This is a genomic window from Nostoc sp. (genome assembly GCF_036917235.1).
Lineage (GTDB): Bacteria > Cyanobacteriota > Cyanobacteriia > Cyanobacteriales > Nostocaceae > Nostoc.
Genome location: NZ_JBALDU010000053.1, coordinates 74,509 through 93,101 on the forward strand (window position 1 = coordinate 74,509; position 18,593 = coordinate 93,101).

Sequence of the window (18,593 nt, forward strand, 5' to 3'; positions counted from 1 at the left end):
TGTTCTCACTACTCTTGTTGTTCCATCACACCTACTAAAGATTGCAAATCAAAATCGCGATCGCGTCCACTCAGACAAATACCAGAACTGACAACAGTCAAGTCAGCTTTAGCGATCGCACTACTATGGCGAACACCATCAGCAGTTGTCCAATCGACTGTCCAGTAGTCGCTGCGATCGTGGAATTGGTTTAATTCTCCGCCACCCATTTGCAAAGCCTTTTTCAGTCGCTTTTCATCCTGTTGGGGTTGCGTAAATCCCTCAATGCGCCGAGTTGCTAATTCATACACTGTACGGATTTCTGGAGTAATGCCCTTAAACTGTAATTCCTCAGCCGGAATGAGTTGCTTAACGGCAGATTGCAGAGTTTCCACAATTACCGGATCGGTACGGCGATCTACTTCCTCGAACCAGCAAGACTGTCCATTCCATCGGGCAATGATTTGCTCAAAGGTAACGCCCTCCGTAACTAAGTGGACTGCGATCGGCTTAACTACCTTGAAGCGTTGACGCACATCTGCTTCATTGACAGGATATGCTAACCAAGTTTGTTTTTGCAGTTGGTGTGCTAACCGCAGCCGTATTTGGGGAAAGTGTTGCAGGTATCCTGCAATTTCGGGCAAGTCTGCCTCTTCTACAACCGTTGCTGTTTTCTCATCCACAGCCTGAAAGATGCCCCAGCCTTCAAATTTACTAGGCTTTGGGCTGAAGGTGTAGATCATCCTGGCTACCCGTGTGCGAACTCGTCCACCTTTGACACAGGGTGCAAGGAATTGGGTGCTGTGTAATTGTGCTTCTGCGATCGCAATTTGGTTAATTAGCTTACGGATGTCAGTCATCATTATCTCTGTTTACGCATAATTACTCAAGATTATTGTCAGTACGGAGTATATAAAAAACATAATTGTCGGACAGTAAACACAAAAAATAGAAAAATAATGACTACCCAAATACAACAAATATCAGAATCCCGAAAAAAGTTAGCATCTGCTTACCGTGCAGTTTACGCAATTGGAGTTTTGAGTATTTTTCTAAGCATAATATTCTTTGTTGCTGGTAGTCGATTGCCTGATTATCTAATATTAGGTTTTTGTTCTTTATTTTTTGGTTTACTCTATCTAGTTCTAGGTTTCTTTGTCCAACGTAAATCAAAAATTGCACTAGCTATTGCAGTAGGATTGATGTCGCTAAATGCTTTAACTGCCATTTACAATTTGATTCAAACAGGTAAACCGTTTGGCTTGGCTATTCCCATGATATTTTTAGGTCAGACTATAGAAGGATTTAAAGCTATAGAAGTATTAAAGTCAAAAACTTGAAGTTAATTTTAATTTTGTTAATCAATAGCCTCTTACTTAGGAAGTAGTAAAATTCCTGCGTGCAAGTTGGTGGAGCATTGCGTGTTCTCAGTTACTAGAGGGACTCCGCTGGTGAGTTGTTACACACTCTTTCAAGGATGGCTACTTTTGAGCCTACCTCCCAGGTTCTTCGCACTCCCCGTTCACACACGCCCACTGCATTTGGCAGTGTACCGTTCCTCTCGTACTAGTATGTAGGCTCCACAAGTTGGGGCACGCAGGATATTTATATAATACAAGATACTACATAAAATTGGAAGAGATGAAATCAGAGATTTTGGAGTAGAGCGATTGCTGTTACTTGATATCACTCATTAATCTACTGAAATACTCATTGATGACGCTGGTAATACGGCTAAACTGCTAAGAGGCCAATCTAATATAAAATAATAAATAAAATCAAGTGTAATCCTTTAGATGGCAGAATATGATAACCTTTGTAAGTTCCTTGCAGAAAAGTATCCCCTTGATTTTACTCGTTGGTTATTAAATCAAGAACCGCAAAAAATTGAAATTTTAAAAACTGAATTGAGCATCGAACCCATACGCGCTGACTCAGTAACATTTCTGCAAACAGAAAATCGGATTTTACACCTAGAATTTCAAACTACTATCAAATCACAAAAACCAATTTCTCTGCGGATGCTAGATTATTACGTTAGATTGACACGTAAATATCAAGTTCCTGTCACACAAGTAGTTATTTTCTTACAAGAGACAAGTGACGCGATCGCTTTTACTGATGAATATGTCAGTGAGGTAACAACCCACCGTTATCGAGTTATACGGATGTGGGAGCAAGATTCAGCGCTATTTCTTAGCAATCTAGCATTATTACCTTTAGCACCACTAACACAAACAGATTCACCCCAAACGTTATTATCCCAGGTTGCCCAGGAAATTGCTAAAATTCCAGATATCGAGATAAGACAAAATACTGCTGCTTATACTGAGATTTTAGCAGGGTTAAAGTTTGAGCAAGATTTGATTCTGCAATTATTACGGGAGGCAACTATGCAAGAATCAGTGATTTATCAGTATATTTTACAAAAAGGAGAACAAAAGGAAGCGTTTAAATATACTTTACGTCTTTTAAATAGACGTTTTGGTAAGATAGATTTACTAATAATCGAGCGTCTCAAAGTATTATCTACCGAGCAATTAGAAAGTTTAGGAGAAGAATTTTTAGATTTTTCAAATACATCTGATTTAGTTGCTTGGCTTGAGCAAAATACAAACGGTTAAAATTTACAAATAAATCAATGCTTACTATTTATAATAATAAGCATTGTTATAATTTTAGAACTTATTTATCATCTCGCACAGGCAACGGCACATCCAAAATCTCCATCAGCAAATCTAGACGAGAGGGGCGCGTTAGCAGTGGGACAATGTTCGGCAAACTGTAGTAGTCACCTGCGAAAGTGAACGTATCTACAGGTGCTTGCTGCTGCTTGAGTTGAGTCTCCACCCAGTCGTAATGACCACCCACACGGACAATCACCACATTGGGCATTATCGCCAACTCCCGGCAGTAGTTCTTGTAGACTTCACCGAAGTAAGGAGCAGCATTTTCGCCCTCATCCGTCACTATGATAATCTGGTCAACTACCTGCTTCTTCTTCCGCATTGCTTCCAATGCACAACCGATACTAGTACCACCGCCTGCATTGATATGCTGGAAAGCACGCTCCCAGTCTGTTAACTCCTTGCCCTTTGCTGTAATAGCGTAAGGAATGGTGTCAAAGGCGTAGACAAACAGTTCTGCCTGAGTGATACCAGAGATTAGAGCAGCGAGTTGTTTACCGATCGCGATCGCATTTTCCATTGAACCAGATTTGTCCACCAATAAAGCAGTTGGACGAGCGATCGCACCACGCCGCTTTACCTGTTCGTTTGTCACCTTTTCCAGTTGGGCAACCGTGTCTGCGTCAAAATCTCCTGCGTCTGCGGCAACCTGGGCTTTGAATGCTGAGACACGGGTACTCTTAGACGCTGCTTCCAACTTGGAATCAATCAGCTTCTTGACTTCTGGGTGATCCATTGCACCTCTAGTCTGGAGAGACTTGAGATTATTGATCGCTTCTTGAGGAGTCATGCTGTTGATTAACGCCACCAAGACAACAGGTGTAAGTTGCTTGATTGCACCAATTGCGATCGTATAGGGAATTTTGAACTCCACAATCAGCCGTGCCTGTTCTGCGGCATTTTCTGCCTTAGCAAGCTGCTTCAGCACATTTGCTAAAGAACCCTCTGGAGGAGTATCGCCAAACAAAATCGCATTTGCCCGTTCATTTGGCTTGATGTGCAGTGAAGCATATAAGTGCTTCATTGCCTTACGACCTCGCAAAGCGGCGCGATCAAACAGAGCCGGATTGCTCTCCCGTACCTTCAAGTAACGCCGTACCGCAGTCCGAGCGGAACGAGGTAGTTTATTTTGCTGCTGCTTCATGAAGTCCACCACACGAGCCACCTGATAGGGTGGAAACTCTTGCAGCATCATAAATCCAGCATCCCGGTGTTCAATCAAATTGCTGGTTAGTAAATGAGCTATGAATACTTCTTTATGGTCGCGGACATCGCCATGACGCTGATACCACACTGCTAAATGTCCGTAGAAAAGGGGATCGAGTTCAACAATTAACTTGTGAATTTCTGCGACTTGCTCAAGTTTGCGGTGAGGAGTTGTGAGCAAACTATTGAGCATTTCTAAACGCAGATCGCGTTCTGCGATATTCATGAGAACCTCCTTTAGGAATTTTGGATTTTGGATTTTAGACTTCGGCTTCGCTCAGTCGAACGATTTTGGATTGCAATCTAAAATCCAAAATTGAAGGAGGCAGATGTTGCACGCGGGGCGATAAAGTCACCGCGCAAGTTGTAGAAGCATTGTGTATAACTTTTTCAAAATTATGTAAGCTTCTGCGATCGGGGCGCGGCAACAACTGCCAGTTTTGATGTAACGTATCGAAATCCTTAGTACTACTCCCTAAAAGTAGTAGCTGCGTAAGCTGCCATCATATCTGCCGCTATTGCGACAGCACTTCTTGAAAGCAGCGACCAGAACCACAAAGACAAAGGTCATTGTTACCAAGCTTTTCTTGTAGTTCCTTGTCGCCATGAACAAGGCGATGGCCACGTTTAACAGCTTTTTCAGATGGGAAGCCACGACGACGTTTGCTCAAGGGTTCAAAAGCAGAAATCGTCAAAATCTTCAGGCTCGATGTTGAAAGAATTAATCTTTTTCATCGTTCTCACCTCCATATTTAAATGAAATAAAATCACCTCGTGCAAGTCGAAAAAGCTGTTGATTCACACACGGGATTTGAACCCGTAGTTGCTTGATCTTCAGTCAAGTGCCTTACCATTCGGCTAGTATGTAAGCTTTTTCAGTTAGGGCACGAAGTGAAAATTTTAGTTTTTAGAAAGTTGATTTAAAATAAATCGAATTTCTTTCTTGTTACACTGCTTTTTACTAACAGCGTAAATTTTTTCACCTCTACATATCACATTGGCAGCATCCATTACATAATGAGTGTGTACTGACGGAATATCTTCAAAGGTAATTAAATACCAAATGTCGTTTAGCTTTTGGTATTGATGATAATTATCAATGATGAGAATATCAGTTTGTTCCTGCTTTTGCTTCTGCTTTCGAGGTACTTTCTCGACTGCACAAAGAATTCCGGTTTCAGGATGGATATAGAAGCGATCGCGGTGGTTTGTATTTAGCTGCATTCCATACCCTTGGTAAGGCTTGCTGTAAAAACCACCATCAATTATTTCCACATACCGCTCAACATAGTCCCACACATGATCGATAACATGCCGTCCTGCCATTGTGTTGGGATCTAATCGTTGACACAGTTGGCTGTAAACTTCATTCCAAGGCTGTCCGACTTTTGAACGCAAAAACCGACGCAGAGGGCCGAGATGATCTGAAAGATACTTAGATTTATTTATTGGTTTAATCAGGTAGGGATTCAACAATCCATCCTGAATTGCATCCTCGGTGATTTTGTATAATCGCTTCTTAAAGCCAGTCACCTTTTTGAGGCTAATTCTCCTCCCACCGCGAGGACGCTCAATCACAATTTCGCTCAAACGATGTTCGCTCATATCTCACGTTGTTTAAATTCAGTTGTACTAATTGAGTTGTTATTAAACATGAGTTAGCTAACATCATTGAACTCACCTCCGTATTGGGTAAAAATTATAGACAAATACGATTTAAATAATTGAAATTCCGCACAAGTTAGCAAAGCAGTTTTCACAGTTGCCTATACCAGTTTGGCTACGCTCCCATCAAAGGGAGCGGCAGGAATCGAACCTGCATTCCGTTGCCGGAGTGTGTGTAGACTTCACAAGTTAGGGCGCGGAATTATGTCTTAATTCATTCCGTGCAAGTTCGAGAAGCTTTTTACAGCTACGGCCGCTCTTACCAAATATTGGCAGTGGGCACGCACGCTAAATCTGCGAGAGACTTATAAATCATGGTTCGCTTAGTCCGATCGCTCGAACTTTACTCCCTTAGGGCCGTTATGAATGTGTATGTATGCTTCTTCTGTTGGGGCACGGATGACTCGGAAATTTAACCATAAACAGCTTCAGGGCGGACAATCAAATCACCACTAGGGCGGCGATCGATTACGTAAGCAGAAAGGCGATCGCTATTTACATCTAAATGTCGAGCAACACGCTCCTTCACCGCCACATCATTCATCCCTGCTGCAATTCCCAATTGGGTTTTTGGCACATCAACAGAACGTCCTTCAAATCGAATATGAACCATTGTAATCACCTCTTGTTTTAATTACGAATTGATATTAGTGGATCTGATCGGGATTGAACCGATACCCTCCCTGTGAGAGTTACACTCACACCTCATGCAAGTTGAAAAAGCTGTGGTTACACCGCAGGAATTGAACCTGCACCTTATCGTTTTAGAGACGATCGCTCTACCATTGAGCAAGTATGTAAGCTTTTTCTGTCAGGGCACAAGTGACATCTGGGAACTCTACCGTTAGAGCTACAGACCCAAGGAAAGCATTATTGCAATGCTTTTGAGGAGGCTTTTCTTGTACACTACAAATGTAGTGCTTTGTTTACATGATGTCAAGTGTCGGAATGGATCGGGCAATTATCCTTGATGTAGTGTCATGGAAACCATTGCCCGACAGCATCGACCATTTTTCAGCATTTGGCACGAGCGTGGCGGAACCAGTACCTTCTTTCATGACAGTCTTTCAACTCCACACCACAATCTTGGTTTTCAGCCAGCAACAGAGCAGGTTGACTTGGTGCATAATCTAAGTACAGCTTTGCGTAAAACCGCGGTGAATTGAGGGTTGAAATTTAAACGCAAAGGGGAGGCAGCGCGTTGCCGGGGTTCCCCCCGTTGTAGCGATTGCCGTCGTGCAGAGTAACGCAAAGTCTGTTTGAGTCCATTCGCTACGAATTAATGCAAAGCTGTACTAAGAGCCAATACGGTTCAGTTAAGCATTTTTTCCGGCTCTCTGTGCCCTCTGCGCCTCTGCGGTTCGTTAAAAAAATTGACTTTGAAAAGGAGTTTTAACCTTAACTGAACCGTATTGTACTAAGAGCGCCAGCGTTGTACAGTCCATTGCCATAGGCAAATCGCTCAGTGCCCACCTGCCCCCTGTCTGCTGCCTTCTGCCTCCTTCACGACTTTGTTTTTAATTAAAAAGTATTGAATGCAGTTGACAAATTCTTCTAATTCTAAAATTAAATTAGTAGTGCCTTTAAAGTCTCGATCGCTAGCTAGTTGTTCTAGTTTGTCAGTTGCTAAGTACATAGCTGTGGCTCCAATGTTGGCACTAGCACCTTTAAGGTGATGAGTTTCTCGCGCTATTTGCCCAAAGTCATCAGCTGCGATCGCTGCTTTAATTATTTCTAAACGTGGTTTAATATCTTCAATGGATATTTGCAATAAATTTAATTCAAATTCTTCATCATTTCCCGATATCCGATGCAAGTGTTCCCAATCAATTGCTAAGTCAGTGGAAACTGTCTGTTCATACACACCTGCCTCTTGCTGGGAAACGATCACACCTGTCCAATGCTCTAAAGTCTCAGCCAATTTTTCTTTAAATACTGGCTTACTCAAATAGTCATCCATTCCGGCATTTAGACAGGTTTGTTCGTCTTCTTTCATCACATTAGCTGTCATCGCAATCACCACAGGACGATGACCCAATGCAAAAGCATCCTCTTGCCAACGATGAATTTCTTTTGTGGTTTCCAAACCGTCGAGAATTGGCATTTGGCAATCCATTAAAATCAAATCGTAAGGGATTTTTTCTAATAGCTGCAAAACTTCCTGTCCATTGGCAACGACATCGGCTTTATAGCCCAAACTCTGAAGTTGGTTTAGTGCTACTTTTTGATTCACCAAATTATCTTCGGCTAACAGAATTCTCAACTTTGATTTAGTAGAGGAGTTAGGGGAAGAAGTAAGAATACCTGAAGTTTCTGTACTCAGAATTTCTTCTGTAGCTTCTAGCTTCCTGCCTCTAAATTCTTGTTCTGATTCCGGCTGAGTTTCTAAAATATTTATGATGGCATCAAGGAGTCGTGATGGCTTAATGGGTTTGAATAAATAAGTAGCAAATCCGATTTTGAGCGCCTGTTGTACTTCATCCCGTTGATTAGTAGAGGCGAGCATAATCAAAGGGATTTTAGCAATTGCAGAATTGGCTGAAATTTGTTCTTTTATTGTCATGCCATTTGTTTGGGCTATTTGCATATCAACCAAGGCAAGATGATATGATTTCCCCTGCTCGCTAGCTTGCTGAATAACTTTAACAGCCACAGCAATACTGTCAGCTCGATCTACCTCCATTCCCCAATGAGTAGCTTGATGGGAGATAATTTTATAATTAGTAGTGTTGTGATCCACTACCAATAAGCGGCGATTTTGCAAAAGTCCGCGTACGCATTTTGGCTCAACAGGCTCAACTTGTTTGGTAAAAAGCACCTCAAACCAAAACTTAGATCCTTTGTCCATCTGACTTTCTACCCCAATCACTCCTCCCATCAAAGTTACAAGTTGTTTACAGATGGCTAATCCCAAACCGGTACCACCATACTTGCGAGTGGTCGAAGCATCCACTTGGGTAAATGGTGTAAAGAGTTTGCGTTGGTCTTCAGGGCTAATGCCAAGACCTGTATCTGTAATGGCAAAATGGATAGTGGCTGTAGTCGGAGAAAACGTACGCAATTCTGCTTGCACTAATACTTCGCCAGCGCTGGTAAATTTGATGGCGTTGCTGATTAAGTTCATCAAAATTTGCCGCAGCCTACCAGTATCTCCTTTGAGTTGAGTGGGTACATTGCGATCGATTATTGCAGCAATTTCTAATCCCTTGTTATGGGCTGAAGGAGCCAATAATTCCACCACTTCTTCTACACAAGTGGATAGGTCAAAATCGAGAGTTTCGAGAGCCATCTCTCCAGCCTCAAGTTTGGAAAGATCCAAAATCTCGTTGATCAAACTTAAAAGAGCGTCTCCACTACTGCGAATTATTTCAATAAAATCTCGCTGTTCTTCGTCTAAGGGAGTATCTAAGACCAAACTGGTCATCCCCAACACAGCGTTCATCGGAGTGCGAATTTCATGACTGATATTTGCCAAAAAAGCACTTTTCGTCTGAGAAGCTAATTCAGCTTGGCGACGGGCAATTTCAAGTTCTTGTCGCTGACGAGTTTCTGCTGCTAATAGTTGGGCTTGGGTTAAAGCAATACCTACTTGGTCGGCTATTTGCCGCAAAAGATCGGTTTCAAAGCTAGACCAGTGGTGGGAATCGTCACACTGATGAACTATGAGTAAACCACGAAGTTCTTCTTTAACAAGAATGGGCACAACCAAATTGACTTTGACCCCAAACTGTTGCATTAATTCCAGATGGCTTTGTTGAACTTCCAGGAGATCCAAGCTATCCAGTCCGAAAATCTTGCCTTGACGGTACTGCTGTAGATAGTACTGTTGGAGATATTCTGCTTCCAAGTAGAGGGCGGCGTTGTTTTGCTCTTTGATTGCTGGTAAGCCAGAAACTACTGCTTCAATAACGGTGTTTGCAGACTGATCTGGCATCAGCTGATAGATTAAAACTCGGTCAGTCTGGAGAATCTTTTGTACCTCTTCGACAGTGATTTGGAGAATTTCTTCGATGTCCAAAGATTGACGAATCTTCAGGGTGATTTCGGTAAATAGTTGCGATCGCAAATTTTGGCGTTGTATTTCTTCTTCAGCCTGTTTACGCTGGATAAATTGCCCTACTTGCTCGCCGATAGAATTCATCGTTTTTACTAAATCTTCGTCAAGGGGCTGGATTTCACGGTTGAAGCAGGTAATGATACCGAGGATTTTGTTACCGTTGCGGATCGGAAAACCAAAAGCTGCATGTAGTCCTACTTGAGCAGCTATTTTGAAGTTGGGAAAATTAATATCTTTAGCAATATCAGCGATCCAAACAGGTTCAGAACTAGCCCAAACCTTTCCAGGTAGTCCAATTCCGGGTGCAAAGGTGGTTTGCCGCTTCAGTATTTCAAACTCTTGCATTTCAATGGATGCTTTATGCCAAATATCGAGAAAATGCAGCACATTTGCTTGCTCATCTACCATCCAAATTTCACCCAAATCCCATGCCAAACTCTCACAGATTCCTTGCAAGATTTTGCGAGTAGCTTCGCTGATGGTGGCAGATTCGGCTAAAACGCGGGTTGCAACATATTGTGCAGTTAGATGCTGTTGTGCGCGTTTGCCATCGGTAATGTCAATGCCAGTGACGACAATGTACTCAACATAGCCCTCATAGTCTTTTAAAGTGGTATTCGACCAGGCAATCAGCCGCCGACTCCCATCTTTCATTACCCAATAATTTTCATAATTATTGGAAGGTTGACCAGATCGTAACTGATCAAAAACTGCTTTGACTGGCTCCACCTCTTCGGGAATGAGGAACAAGTTCCAACAATACCTACCCCTCACCTCATCAAAGGAATAACCAGTTATTTGCTCACAAGCTTGATTGAAACGAACAATTTGCCCTTGAGAATCGAGAACTATTACCAACGCACCGACTGTATCAAGGACTGCTGAGATAAAGTTGTGTTCTTGATTTAAGGTTTCTTCTGTCCTCTTCTGCTCAATAACTTCACGATAGATCGAGTAGTAGACTACAGCAAGAACGATAAAACTTAGGCAAATAGCGATCGCCATTGTCAGAATTGTGTTTCGAGTCCAAGTCTTTGCTGTTTGTGACTGCTGTTGGATTCGGCCCCTGTCCTGGTTTTCCATCTCATTGATTGCCTTGCGGATATCATCCATGAGATTTTCTCGATCGTTTTTCAGCAGTACTTGCAACGCCGCCTCTAATCCCTTTTTCTGGCGCAAGTCGATAGTCTGTTTTAGTTCAGTAAGTTTAGCCGTTATCAGAAATTCAAGCGTTGCAATCTGCTTTTGTTGGTTCGCTTGAGCTGCTGTTAAATTCCTCAGCTTGAAAATTTCTCGATCGACGTTATCAAGTGCTGTTTGATACGATTTTAGATAAAGTTTTTCTCCAGTGAAGATGTAACTACGTTGTCCAATTTCAGCATCCTTTACCTGGGACAGTATTTCCTCTAGGCTATTAAGTTTTTTATAAGTATTTTTTACTATACTGCGATTAAAATTAGTAAATACTCTTGTATTTTGATAAGAAACCACCCCAATCAGAACTAAAATTATTGACGATAAACCAAAACTTGCTGCAATCTTTTTGAAAAGTTGCTTGCGTACCCTCTGTACTTGGTTGGTTTTCTTGGAAGCAAGTACCAAACTTGCTAAATTTCGGCGCAATTCCAGTTGCTTAATGACTTGACGACCTAAAGTTCGTAATGTCTCTATTTGTTCTGGAGTAAGTTCTCGTGGTGCGTAGTCAATTACACATAGGGTTCCGAGGGCGTATCCTTCAGGGTTAGTTAAAGGTACACCAGCATAAAACCGAATATTTGGGTCAGATGTTACCAGTGGATTTGTTGCGAACCGTTCGTCATTTTTTGCATCAGGCACGACCAAAACATCAGGCTGGAGAATGGCATGGGCACAGAATGCGAAATCTCGGTGCGTTTCTGGGGCTTCCATTCCAACTTTTGACTTGAACCATTGGCGATTTGTATCAATTAAGCTAATTAAGGCAATAGGAGTCTGACAAATATACGAGGCTAAACGAGTCAGATCGTCAAAGGTGGCTTCCGATGGCGTATCGAGAATCTTATACTGCAAAATTGCCTCGATTCTCTGGGCTTCGTTGTCAGGTAATGGTGCTTTCATCCTTGAGCCTTATCTACATTCTGGGGATTGGGGAAATGAGGGGACAAGTGGGATGAGGGAGACAAGGAGACAAGGGGACAAGGGGACAAGGAGAAGGGGGGATTATTGAACAAGTCTCTGCCTTGTCTCCCCCCTCTTCCTTGTCTTCCTTGTCTCTTCTCCATGCTCAATGCCCAATGCCCCATGCCCAATTTGGTCAACAAACTTACCTTTAATTAATGACAATAGTTTACTTAAAAGCGTTAGCGTAATTTTACTGAGTTATATGTTATTAAATAATCGGTCAAATGATTAAGTCCCTGCTGTATTTTTTGTGGGCTGGTTTATTGGAAATTGGGGGCGGCTACTTAATCTGGTTGTGGTTGCGAGAAGGTAAGCCGTCCTGGTTGGGCATAGTGGGGGGAATTGCTTTAGCTTTCTATGGGGTTATTGCAACTCTCCAACCAACAAATTTTGGGAGAGTGTATGCGGCTTATGGCGGCGTGTTTATCGCAATGGCAATGCTTTGGGGTTGGAAAGTAGACGGGGTAACTCCAGACCGCTACGACTTAATCGGAGTATGTTTAGCTTTAGTGAGTGTTTTAATTATCATGTTTGCTCCCAGAACTTAAGTAAAATTTCTATATTATCTGGAACCAATAACCTTTGTGGTGTTCCCTTTGAAACAGATAATAATCTCACGCAAAATTGCAAAAGTTTTTTAGCAACTAACCTGTCAAAAGTACGCATCTGCATATCTACGCGTTTATGCGGGAGATTATAGAAGCAACTCATGATGCAGCATTTTGCAACTACATGAGGTATAGTCCTCCCCAACGCTCACGCAATTTGCTTTTCCCTTCTCTAGAAGACGCTCCGCGATCGCACGAGTAGGGTATTTCTGTACCTCATATTGGCGTAGCCTCTATCTCCGTCGCCTATTCGCGTTCGTAGAGATGTTTAAATCTGCTGTATATTTGTGTAAATTCTCTGAAAATACTGGTGATAATTTACGAGACCTGTAAATTATCACCAGTATTTTGTTTTGTAACAGTAGGTAACTAAAAATTTGGAATTTTGTCAGGCTTGAATAAAATGCTATTCTTCTCTTTAAAAAAAAAGATGCAATGTAATGATTGCGTGTTTATACGCTAATTTAAATCCTGGCAACTACAATCTGGATTATATTTTTGTTAACATTTCAAGAAAATTCAGGTTAAGTAACTTTTAAGACAAAAATGTGTCCATAAAAGTAATCAAATGTAGTTAAGGATACAAATCGTTGGTGCTTAGGAAGAAAAAAAAGTGTTGAAGAAAGTTGTGATGATTGGAGCTATCACCCTACTGTTTTTAGGAGGGCCGTTGATGGGCAATGCTTTTGCCCAAACCCCAACTGCTGCTCCACCTACTGCTGATACTGGAGATACGGCATTTATGCTGATCTCAGCAGCACTTGTGCTGCTCATGACACCAGGATTGGCGTTTTTCTATGGTGGATTTGTGCGATCGCGCAACATTCTAAACACATTGATGATGAGCTTTGTGTTAATGGCGATCGTCGGAGTTACCTGGATTCTGTGGGGCTATAGTCTTTCCTTTGCGCCGGGTTTACCGTTTATCGGTGGATTGCAATGGCTGGGCTTGAATGGTGTCGGGTTAGAGATAACCGATTATCTTAAAGGGTCAAATCCGCCGGAAGTCGTCTCTTATGCCGGAACAATACCCCATCAGGCATTCATGATCTACCAAGCCATGTTTGCCATTATCACCCCAGCCTTAATTTCTGGGGCGATCGCAGAGCGGATGAGTTTCCGCGCCTATTCGCTGTTTGTGCTACTGTGGTCAACCTTTGTTTACGCTCCCCTGGCTCACATGGTCTGGGCGAAAGGTGGATTTTTAGGTTTGTATGGTGGATTAGGTGCCCTGGACTTTGCAGGTGGCACAGTAGTTCATATTAGTTCTGGGGTTTCAGCCCTGGTAGCTGCGATCGTCCTTGGCCCTCGCAAAACCCATCCCGATCGTCTTAGCCCGCCCCACAATGTTCCTTTCATTTTATTGGGTGCTGGCTTGTTGTGGTTTGGTTGGTTCGGTTTCAACGCTGGAAGTGCCCTATCTGTTGCTAGTGGAACCTCTGGTAATGTCGTCACAAATGTGGCAACAACAGCCTTTGTGGCCACCAATGCGGCGGCGGCAGCAGCGGCTTTAATGTGGCTAATTTTGGAGAGTGTTTTACGGGGTAAACCAACCGCCGTGGGAGCAGCGACAGGAGCCGTCGCTGGTTTAGTGGGCATCACTCCCGCTGCCGGATTTGTCACACCGCTATCAGCGATTTTAATTGGTTTCATCACCGCCTTTGTTTGCTTCTACGCGATCAGTTTCAAGCACAAGCTACAAATTGACGATGCTTTAGATACTTATCCCGTGCATGGCGTTGGTGGTACAGTGGGGGCAATTTTAACGGCTATCTTTGCCACGACTCAAGTCAACGGAGGAGGTAAAGACGGAGTGTTACGCGGTAATTTTGGTGAATTGGGAGTTGAACTAGTAGCAATTGCCGTTGCCTATGTAATCGCAGGTGTTGGTACGTGGATTATTCTCAAAGTTATCGATGCTACAGTCGGGCTGCGAGTCAAAGAGGAAGCAGAATTGCAAGGTTTGGATATCAACGAACACGGCGAAGAAGGTTACAACTCCGAGTTTGGCGATCGTCCTACTTAGTAAAGAGTGCTGAGTCCTTCAATTTTGGATTTTAGATTTTAGATTTTTCTTTCAATCCAAAATCCAAAATTCAAAATCCAAAATTGGGCTGATTTGCGATCGCTAGCGTTAAAATTTGATTCAAATAATTGGTAAATTTCGCTAGTCGTGTCTACATCTGCAAAAACCTTTCCTATCTGGGCATTTTTCTCGCTGTTAACCAACGGCGTCTTAATGTTGGCGGTCATCCTGCTAATTTGGCAACAGCAGAGATTGGCCGCTTTTTTTGGGATAATCGCATCCCCACAGCCAATTAACCTGAATAATTCACCGCAAATTGCTACACCTGATTTAGGTCGCCGTCACCAACTCACTTATCAAGAGTGGGTAGATATCCTCAACCAAGAAGCCAAGGTCGCTGCTGACCAACATCCTCCGCATTTAACCATCTTGGCGGGAGATTCTCTGAGTTTGTGGTTTCCCCCTGAGTTATTACCCGAAGGTAAAAATTGGCTCAATCAAGGAATTTCTGGCGAAACCAGCAATGGACTATTGAAAAGATTAAAAATATTTGATCGCACCCAGCCAGAGGTGATTTTTGTGATGATTGGTATTAATGACCTAATTCGGGGGATGAAGGATGGGGAAATTTTAGATAATCAGCGGCAAATTATCAATCACCTACGACAGACGCATCCCACAGCGCAAATTGTTGTGCAATCGATTTTGCCACATGGGGCAGAAGAAGCAACTTGGAAAGGACGAGAAAAACTTCTGGCTGTTGCCAATAGTCGCATTCGCGAGTTGAATCAGCAACTGCAAAGCATATCTACCAAAAAAGGTGTCAAATATCTCGATTTACATCCCTTGTTTACCAACAAGCAAGGAAATCTCCGCCGCGAATTTACTACTGATGGCTTACACTTAAGTCCTGAAGGCTATATGGTTTGGCGTTCTGCATTGCAGATTTATAGCGAGATTGAATTAAAACCCCAGCAAGAAAAAGAGGGGAAAAGGTTAAAGGGTAAAGGGTAAAGGTATTAAATCCTTTTCCCTTTGCCCCTCTCTGATAATATCTTTGAATACAACTTTGTATTAATCGCGTCTAGGCGCGAGAAAATAAGAAATAGTGAGTTTAAGTAGACAAATCTAATGGATACAAAAGCTTTTAAGCGCAGCCTCCAACATTCAGAAAATTACAATCGCAAGGGCTTTGGTCATCAAGCAGAAGTTGCTACACAGTTGCAATCTGAGTATCAGAGTAACTTAATTCAGGAAATTCGCGATCGCAATTACACTCTGCAACGGGGTAATGTGACAATCCGACTAGCACAAGCCTTTGGTTTTTGCTGGGGTGTAGAAAGGGCTGTGGCCATGGCCTACGAAACCCGTCAGCACTTCCCCACAGAACACATCTGGATTACTAACGAGATTATCCACAACCCTTCTGTAAATCAGCGGATGCAGGAGATGGAAGTAGAATTCATCCCCATTGAAGGAAAGAATAAAGACTTTTCTGTTGTTGGAATTGGTGATGTGGTCATATTACCCGCTTTTGGGGCTAGCGTTCAAGAAATGCAGATACTTCACGAGAAAGGCTGCAAAATTGTTGATACAACTTGTCCTTGGGTATCTAAAGTTTGGAATACAGTAGAAAAGCACAAAAAAATCGATTATACATCAATAATTCACGGTAAATATAAGCACGAAGAAACAGTTGCGACTAGTTCCTTCGCCGGCAAGTATTTAATTGTGTTGAATTTGCAAGAAGCAGAATATGTTGCTGACTATATTATCAATGGTGGCAACCGTGAAGAATTTATGACAAAATTTGCTAAAGCTTGTTCAGCAGGATTTGACCCCGATCGCGATTTAGAAAGAGTTGGCATTGCTAACCAAACTACCATGCTTAAAGGCGAAACTGAGCAAATAGGCAAGCTTTTTGAGCGGACTATGTTACAGAAATATGGCCCCACCGAGTTAAATCAGCATTTCCAAAGCTTCAACACCATTTGTGATGCCACTCAAGAACGGCAAGATGCCATGCTGGAGTTAGTAGAACATAATTTAGATTTGATAGTAGTAATTGGTGGGTTTAATTCCTCGAATACTACTCAGTTGCAACAAATTGCCTTTGAGCGGGGAATTCCTTCTTATCACATTGATACTGTTGAACGAATTAAATTAGGAGATTCTATAGAACATCGACAATTAAATGGGCAATTAATAATTACAGAAAACTGGTTGCCAGATGGTGAAATTGTCGTAGGAATTACTTCTGGTGCTTCTACCCCAGATAAGGTTGTAGAAGATGTGATTGAGAAGATTTTTGCTGTGAAAGCAACAGCAGCACTGGTTTAAAAGTTCTCAGAGGAATTTGCAAATAAAAAATATCCAGTTACTTGTTGTGGGGTGGGCATCTTGCCCGCCTTATACAAATGATCGATTTGATTATTGGCGAAGTACACACAAATATCAGTTATCAGTAACTAATCTTCAGTGTTTGAATAATTTGAAAACCTAAAAAAATGTCTGTTTATCAGCAAATTGGTAAGGGGTATGATTTGACTCGTCGCGCCGATCCTGACATTGCTGCTCGATTAGCTTTTCACCTCCGAATTAATTCACATTCTTCATATCTAGATGTGGGGTGTGGCACCGGAAATTACACAATAGCTTTGGCAAAACATGGTGGTATTTGGCGTGGAATAGATCAGTCAAAACTGATGATTGATACTGCTAAAAATAAGAATAATAATATCGCTTGGCAAGTTTCCCAAGTAGAGTCGTTACCTTATACTGATAGAAGTTTCTCTGGTGTGTTGTGCACGCTAGCAATACATCATTTTGCTGCATTAATCCCTGCTTTTAAAGAAATCTACCGTGTCTTGAGAAGTGGTCATTTTGTATTATTTACTGCTACACCAGAGCAAATTAGCAAATATTGGTTAGTCGAATATTTTCCAGAAGCTATATATAAATCAGCTAAACAAATGCCAAGTTTAGAAGAGGTCAAATATGCTCTCCATGAGGCAGATTTTAACTCAGTAAGTAGCGAACCTTATTCTATTTGTAAAAACTTGCAAGACCTGTTTTTATATAGTGGTAAATATCGTCCTGAAATATATTTAGATGAAAATATCCGCTCTGGAATTTCTACATTTGCTCTGCTAGCTTCGCCAGAAGAAATAACCACAGGGTGTCAAAGGCTAGCAGCAGATATTAATACAGGACGCATCACAGATATTGTTAATAAATATGAAAACAATCACGGAGATTACTTGTTTGTAATTGCCGATAAAGTCGAGCGAAAGGGTGAATAATGAGTAAGGTACAATAACCCCATCTTCAACCTCCCCCGCAAGGGAGGAAGAGACTATGATGTACCTTACTATGATGAGAAAATGCTATATTTATTCACACATCACGCGCTTTGAAAAAATTATAGATAGCAAGGCCAATGGCTATAAGCAACACTGCGTGAATTAAATTTCCGGCAATATGAAGTGTCAGCCCTAATGCCCAAAAGGCAACCAGTATAACAACAATACCCCAAAGTATACTAAACATATATTTGTTCTGAATCAAATCAGTTTTAATTTGTTCAAATATTTTACTCCCTATCTTCACTTTTTTTCTATTTGCCTTAAGAAATATTACTTTACGCCATAACTCAAAGTGACTTAGTATGCTTAATCTTTCGTTACTATTTAATTAGATAGAGCTAGCGGCTTTGAGGTGTCAGTTAACTGCCTCCATCATTACCTCGAGCGACAGGATTGCTCTATAGTCGGAGTCTCTTCAAGTTACACCATTATCAGAACAGCAGGTGCATCGCCTACTGTTCCAGATAAGTGAGCTTTATGACCTTGCGCGTCTGCTTTTGTATTCTGATCTTCTCCAAATGAAATTTCGCCAGGGCCCATCTCGACTCGCTGTCCGTCCATAGTCTCCACAAACCAGCGTCCCGACATTGGGATTATCCACTGAGGCTTCGGGTTCTCATGCCAGTTGCCAACCCATCCCACGGGTAGCACAGTAAAGGTGATTGTGGCACCGGACTGTTTCAACTTAGAAAGCCACTGCGGTGAAGTATCTGGGGCTATGCCTTTTTCAATAAAGTCCTCAATTTGACAACGAGATTGGTGACTTATACCGTCGCGATCGCTCCAGACGTGCCAGTAGTCAATTGTTGGTTTATTTGATGAGTTATTCTGCATAAAATT

At 42.0% G+C, this 18,593-nt stretch carries 17 protein-coding genes and 1 tRNA gene; 9 read left to right on the top strand and 9 right to left on the bottom strand.

The window, feature by feature from the left end:
* Positions 1 to 8 precede the first annotated feature (8 nt).
* Positions 9 to 839 (bottom strand): hypothetical protein, encoded by an 831-nt coding sequence (locus V7K44_RS16640; protein WP_334933114.1) that lies wholly within the window; start codon positions 837 to 839, stop codon positions 9 to 11.
* A gap of 99 nt (positions 840 to 938) precedes the next feature.
* Here V7K44_RS16640 and V7K44_RS16645 point away from each other — a divergent pair, with 99 nt between their 5' ends.
* Complete coding sequence (locus V7K44_RS16645; protein ID WP_334933050.1) at positions 939 to 1,319, top strand: hypothetical protein; 381 nt, start codon at positions 939 to 941, stop codon at positions 1,317 to 1,319.
* A gap of 456 nt (positions 1,320 to 1,775) precedes the next feature.
* Complete coding sequence (locus tag V7K44_RS16650) at positions 1,776 to 2,603, top strand: DUF4351 domain-containing protein (RefSeq protein ID WP_334933051.1); 828 nt, start codon at positions 1,776 to 1,778, stop codon at positions 2,601 to 2,603.
* 61 nt (positions 2,604 to 2,664) lie between these two features.
* Here the strand turns inward: V7K44_RS16650 and V7K44_RS16655 are convergent, their stop codons facing one another.
* The 5 genes from V7K44_RS16655 to V7K44_RS16675 form a co-directional block, all read right to left on the bottom strand.
* Positions 2,665 to 4,098 (bottom strand): vWA domain-containing protein, encoded by a 1,434-nt coding sequence (locus V7K44_RS16655; protein ID WP_334933052.1) that lies wholly within the window; start codon positions 4,096 to 4,098, stop codon positions 2,665 to 2,667.
* Between the two features lie 289 nt (positions 4,099 to 4,387).
* Positions 4,388 to 4,567, bottom strand: coding sequence for a hypothetical protein (locus V7K44_RS16660; RefSeq protein ID WP_334933053.1), 180 nt, complete (start codon positions 4,565 to 4,567; stop codon positions 4,388 to 4,390).
* Between the two features lie 104 nt (positions 4,568 to 4,671).
* Positions 4,672 to 4,740 (bottom strand) — tRNA-Phe (locus V7K44_RS16665).
* A 32-nt stretch (positions 4,741 to 4,772) separates the two neighbouring features.
* On the bottom strand, positions 4,773 to 5,477 hold the full coding sequence (locus V7K44_RS16670) for a hypothetical protein (protein WP_334933054.1): 705 nt from the start codon (positions 5,475 to 5,477) through the stop codon (positions 4,773 to 4,775).
* A gap of 472 nt (positions 5,478 to 5,949) precedes the next feature.
* On the bottom strand, positions 5,950 to 6,150 hold the full coding sequence (locus V7K44_RS16675; protein WP_012407952.1) for a hypothetical protein: 201 nt from the start codon (positions 6,148 to 6,150) through the stop codon (positions 5,950 to 5,952).
* A gap of 94 nt (positions 6,151 to 6,244) precedes the next feature.
* Between V7K44_RS16675 and V7K44_RS16680 the strand changes: the two genes are divergently transcribed.
* Together V7K44_RS16680 and V7K44_RS16685 are read left to right on the top strand one after the other, a co-directional pair.
* Positions 6,245 to 6,385, top strand: a complete 141-nt coding sequence (locus V7K44_RS16680) for a hypothetical protein (RefSeq protein ID WP_334712787.1) — start codon at positions 6,245 to 6,247, stop codon at positions 6,383 to 6,385.
* A gap of 82 nt (positions 6,386 to 6,467) precedes the next feature.
* Positions 6,468 to 6,671 (top strand): hypothetical protein, encoded by a 204-nt coding sequence (locus tag V7K44_RS16685; RefSeq protein WP_334933055.1) that lies wholly within the window; start codon positions 6,468 to 6,470, stop codon positions 6,669 to 6,671.
* A 328-nt stretch (positions 6,672 to 6,999) separates the two neighbouring features.
* Here V7K44_RS16685 and V7K44_RS16690 read toward each other — a convergent pair whose 3' ends face one another.
* The gene (locus V7K44_RS16690; protein WP_334933056.1) at positions 7,000 to 11,691 is read right to left on the bottom strand and encodes a GAF domain-containing protein; all 4,692 of its coding nucleotides are present in this window, start codon (positions 11,689 to 11,691) and stop codon (positions 7,000 to 7,002) included.
* A gap of 287 nt (positions 11,692 to 11,978) precedes the next feature.
* On the opposite strand from V7K44_RS16690, the gene V7K44_RS16695 reads away from it, so the two are divergent.
* From V7K44_RS16695 to V7K44_RS16715, 5 genes are all read left to right on the top strand, one after another.
* On the top strand, positions 11,979 to 12,302 hold the full coding sequence (locus V7K44_RS16695) for a YnfA family protein (RefSeq protein ID WP_334933057.1): 324 nt from the start codon (positions 11,979 to 11,981) through the stop codon (positions 12,300 to 12,302).
* A 691-nt stretch (positions 12,303 to 12,993) separates the two neighbouring features.
* The gene (locus V7K44_RS16700) at positions 12,994 to 14,388 is read left to right on the top strand and encodes an ammonium transporter (RefSeq protein WP_442940700.1); all 1,395 of its coding nucleotides are present in this window, start codon (positions 12,994 to 12,996) and stop codon (positions 14,386 to 14,388) included.
* 147 nt (positions 14,389 to 14,535) lie between these two features.
* Positions 14,536 to 15,402 carry an SGNH/GDSL hydrolase family protein gene (locus V7K44_RS16705; RefSeq protein WP_334933059.1) on the top strand — a complete coding sequence of 289 codons (867 nt, stop codon included), beginning with the start codon at positions 14,536 to 14,538 and terminating at the stop codon, positions 15,400 to 15,402.
* 117 nt (positions 15,403 to 15,519) lie between these two features.
* The gene (locus V7K44_RS16710; protein WP_334933060.1) at positions 15,520 to 16,728 is read left to right on the top strand and encodes a 4-hydroxy-3-methylbut-2-enyl diphosphate reductase; all 1,209 of its coding nucleotides are present in this window, start codon (positions 15,520 to 15,522) and stop codon (positions 16,726 to 16,728) included.
* Between the two features lie 167 nt (positions 16,729 to 16,895).
* Positions 16,896 to 17,690, top strand: a complete 795-nt coding sequence (locus V7K44_RS16715) for a class I SAM-dependent methyltransferase (protein ID WP_334933061.1) — start codon at positions 16,896 to 16,898, stop codon at positions 17,688 to 17,690.
* Between the two features lie 94 nt (positions 17,691 to 17,784).
* On the opposite strand, the gene V7K44_RS16720 is transcribed toward V7K44_RS16715, so the two are convergent.
* Positions 17,785 to 17,997, bottom strand: coding sequence for a lmo0937 family membrane protein (locus V7K44_RS16720; protein ID WP_334933062.1), 213 nt, complete (start codon positions 17,995 to 17,997; stop codon positions 17,785 to 17,787).
* 176 nt (positions 17,998 to 18,173) lie between these two features.
* Positions 18,174 to 18,587, bottom strand: a complete 414-nt coding sequence (locus V7K44_RS16725) for a cupin domain-containing protein (RefSeq protein ID WP_334933063.1) — start codon at positions 18,585 to 18,587, stop codon at positions 18,174 to 18,176.
* Positions 18,588 to 18,593 lie beyond the last annotated feature (6 nt).

What these genes read in the sequence shown, in the direction of transcription:
- V7K44_RS16690 (WP_334933056.1), bottom strand. Translation starts at nt 11,691, where the DNA reads ATGAAAGCACCATTACCTGACAACGAAGCCCAGAGAATCGAGGCAATT.
- V7K44_RS16725 (WP_334933063.1), bottom strand. Translation starts at nt 18,587, where the DNA reads ATGCAGAATAACTCATCAAATAAACCAACAATTGACTACTGGCACGTC.
- V7K44_RS16700 (WP_442940700.1), top strand. Translation starts at nt 12,994, where the DNA reads ATGATTGGAGCTATCACCCTACTGTTTTTAGGAGGGCCGTTGATGGGC.
- V7K44_RS16645 (WP_334933050.1), top strand. Translation starts at nt 939, where the DNA reads ATGACTACCCAAATACAACAAATATCAGAATCCCGAAAAAAGTTAGCA.
- V7K44_RS16640 (WP_334933114.1), bottom strand. Translation starts at nt 839, where the DNA reads ATGACTGACATCCGTAAGCTAATTAACCAAATTGCGATCGCAGAAGCA.
- V7K44_RS16695 (WP_334933057.1), top strand. Translation starts at nt 11,979, where the DNA reads ATGATTAAGTCCCTGCTGTATTTTTTGTGGGCTGGTTTATTGGAAATT.
- V7K44_RS16715 (WP_334933061.1), top strand. Translation starts at nt 16,896, where the DNA reads ATGTCTGTTTATCAGCAAATTGGTAAGGGGTATGATTTGACTCGTCGC.
- V7K44_RS16710 (WP_334933060.1), top strand. Translation starts at nt 15,520, where the DNA reads ATGGATACAAAAGCTTTTAAGCGCAGCCTCCAACATTCAGAAAATTAC.
- V7K44_RS16650 (WP_334933051.1), top strand. Translation starts at nt 1,776, where the DNA reads ATGGCAGAATATGATAACCTTTGTAAGTTCCTTGCAGAAAAGTATCCC.
- V7K44_RS16685 (WP_334933055.1), top strand. Translation starts at nt 6,468, where the DNA reads ATGATGTCAAGTGTCGGAATGGATCGGGCAATTATCCTTGATGTAGTG.
- V7K44_RS16670 (WP_334933054.1), bottom strand. Translation starts at nt 5,477, where the DNA reads ATGAGCGAACATCGTTTGAGCGAAATTGTGATTGAGCGTCCTCGCGGT.
- V7K44_RS16675 (WP_012407952.1), bottom strand. Translation starts at nt 6,150, where the DNA reads ATGGTTCATATTCGATTTGAAGGACGTTCTGTTGATGTGCCAAAAACC.
- V7K44_RS16655 (WP_334933052.1), bottom strand. Translation starts at nt 4,098, where the DNA reads ATGAATATCGCAGAACGCGATCTGCGTTTAGAAATGCTCAATAGTTTG.
- V7K44_RS16680 (WP_334712787.1), top strand. Translation starts at nt 6,245, where the DNA reads ATGCAAGTTGAAAAAGCTGTGGTTACACCGCAGGAATTGAACCTGCAC.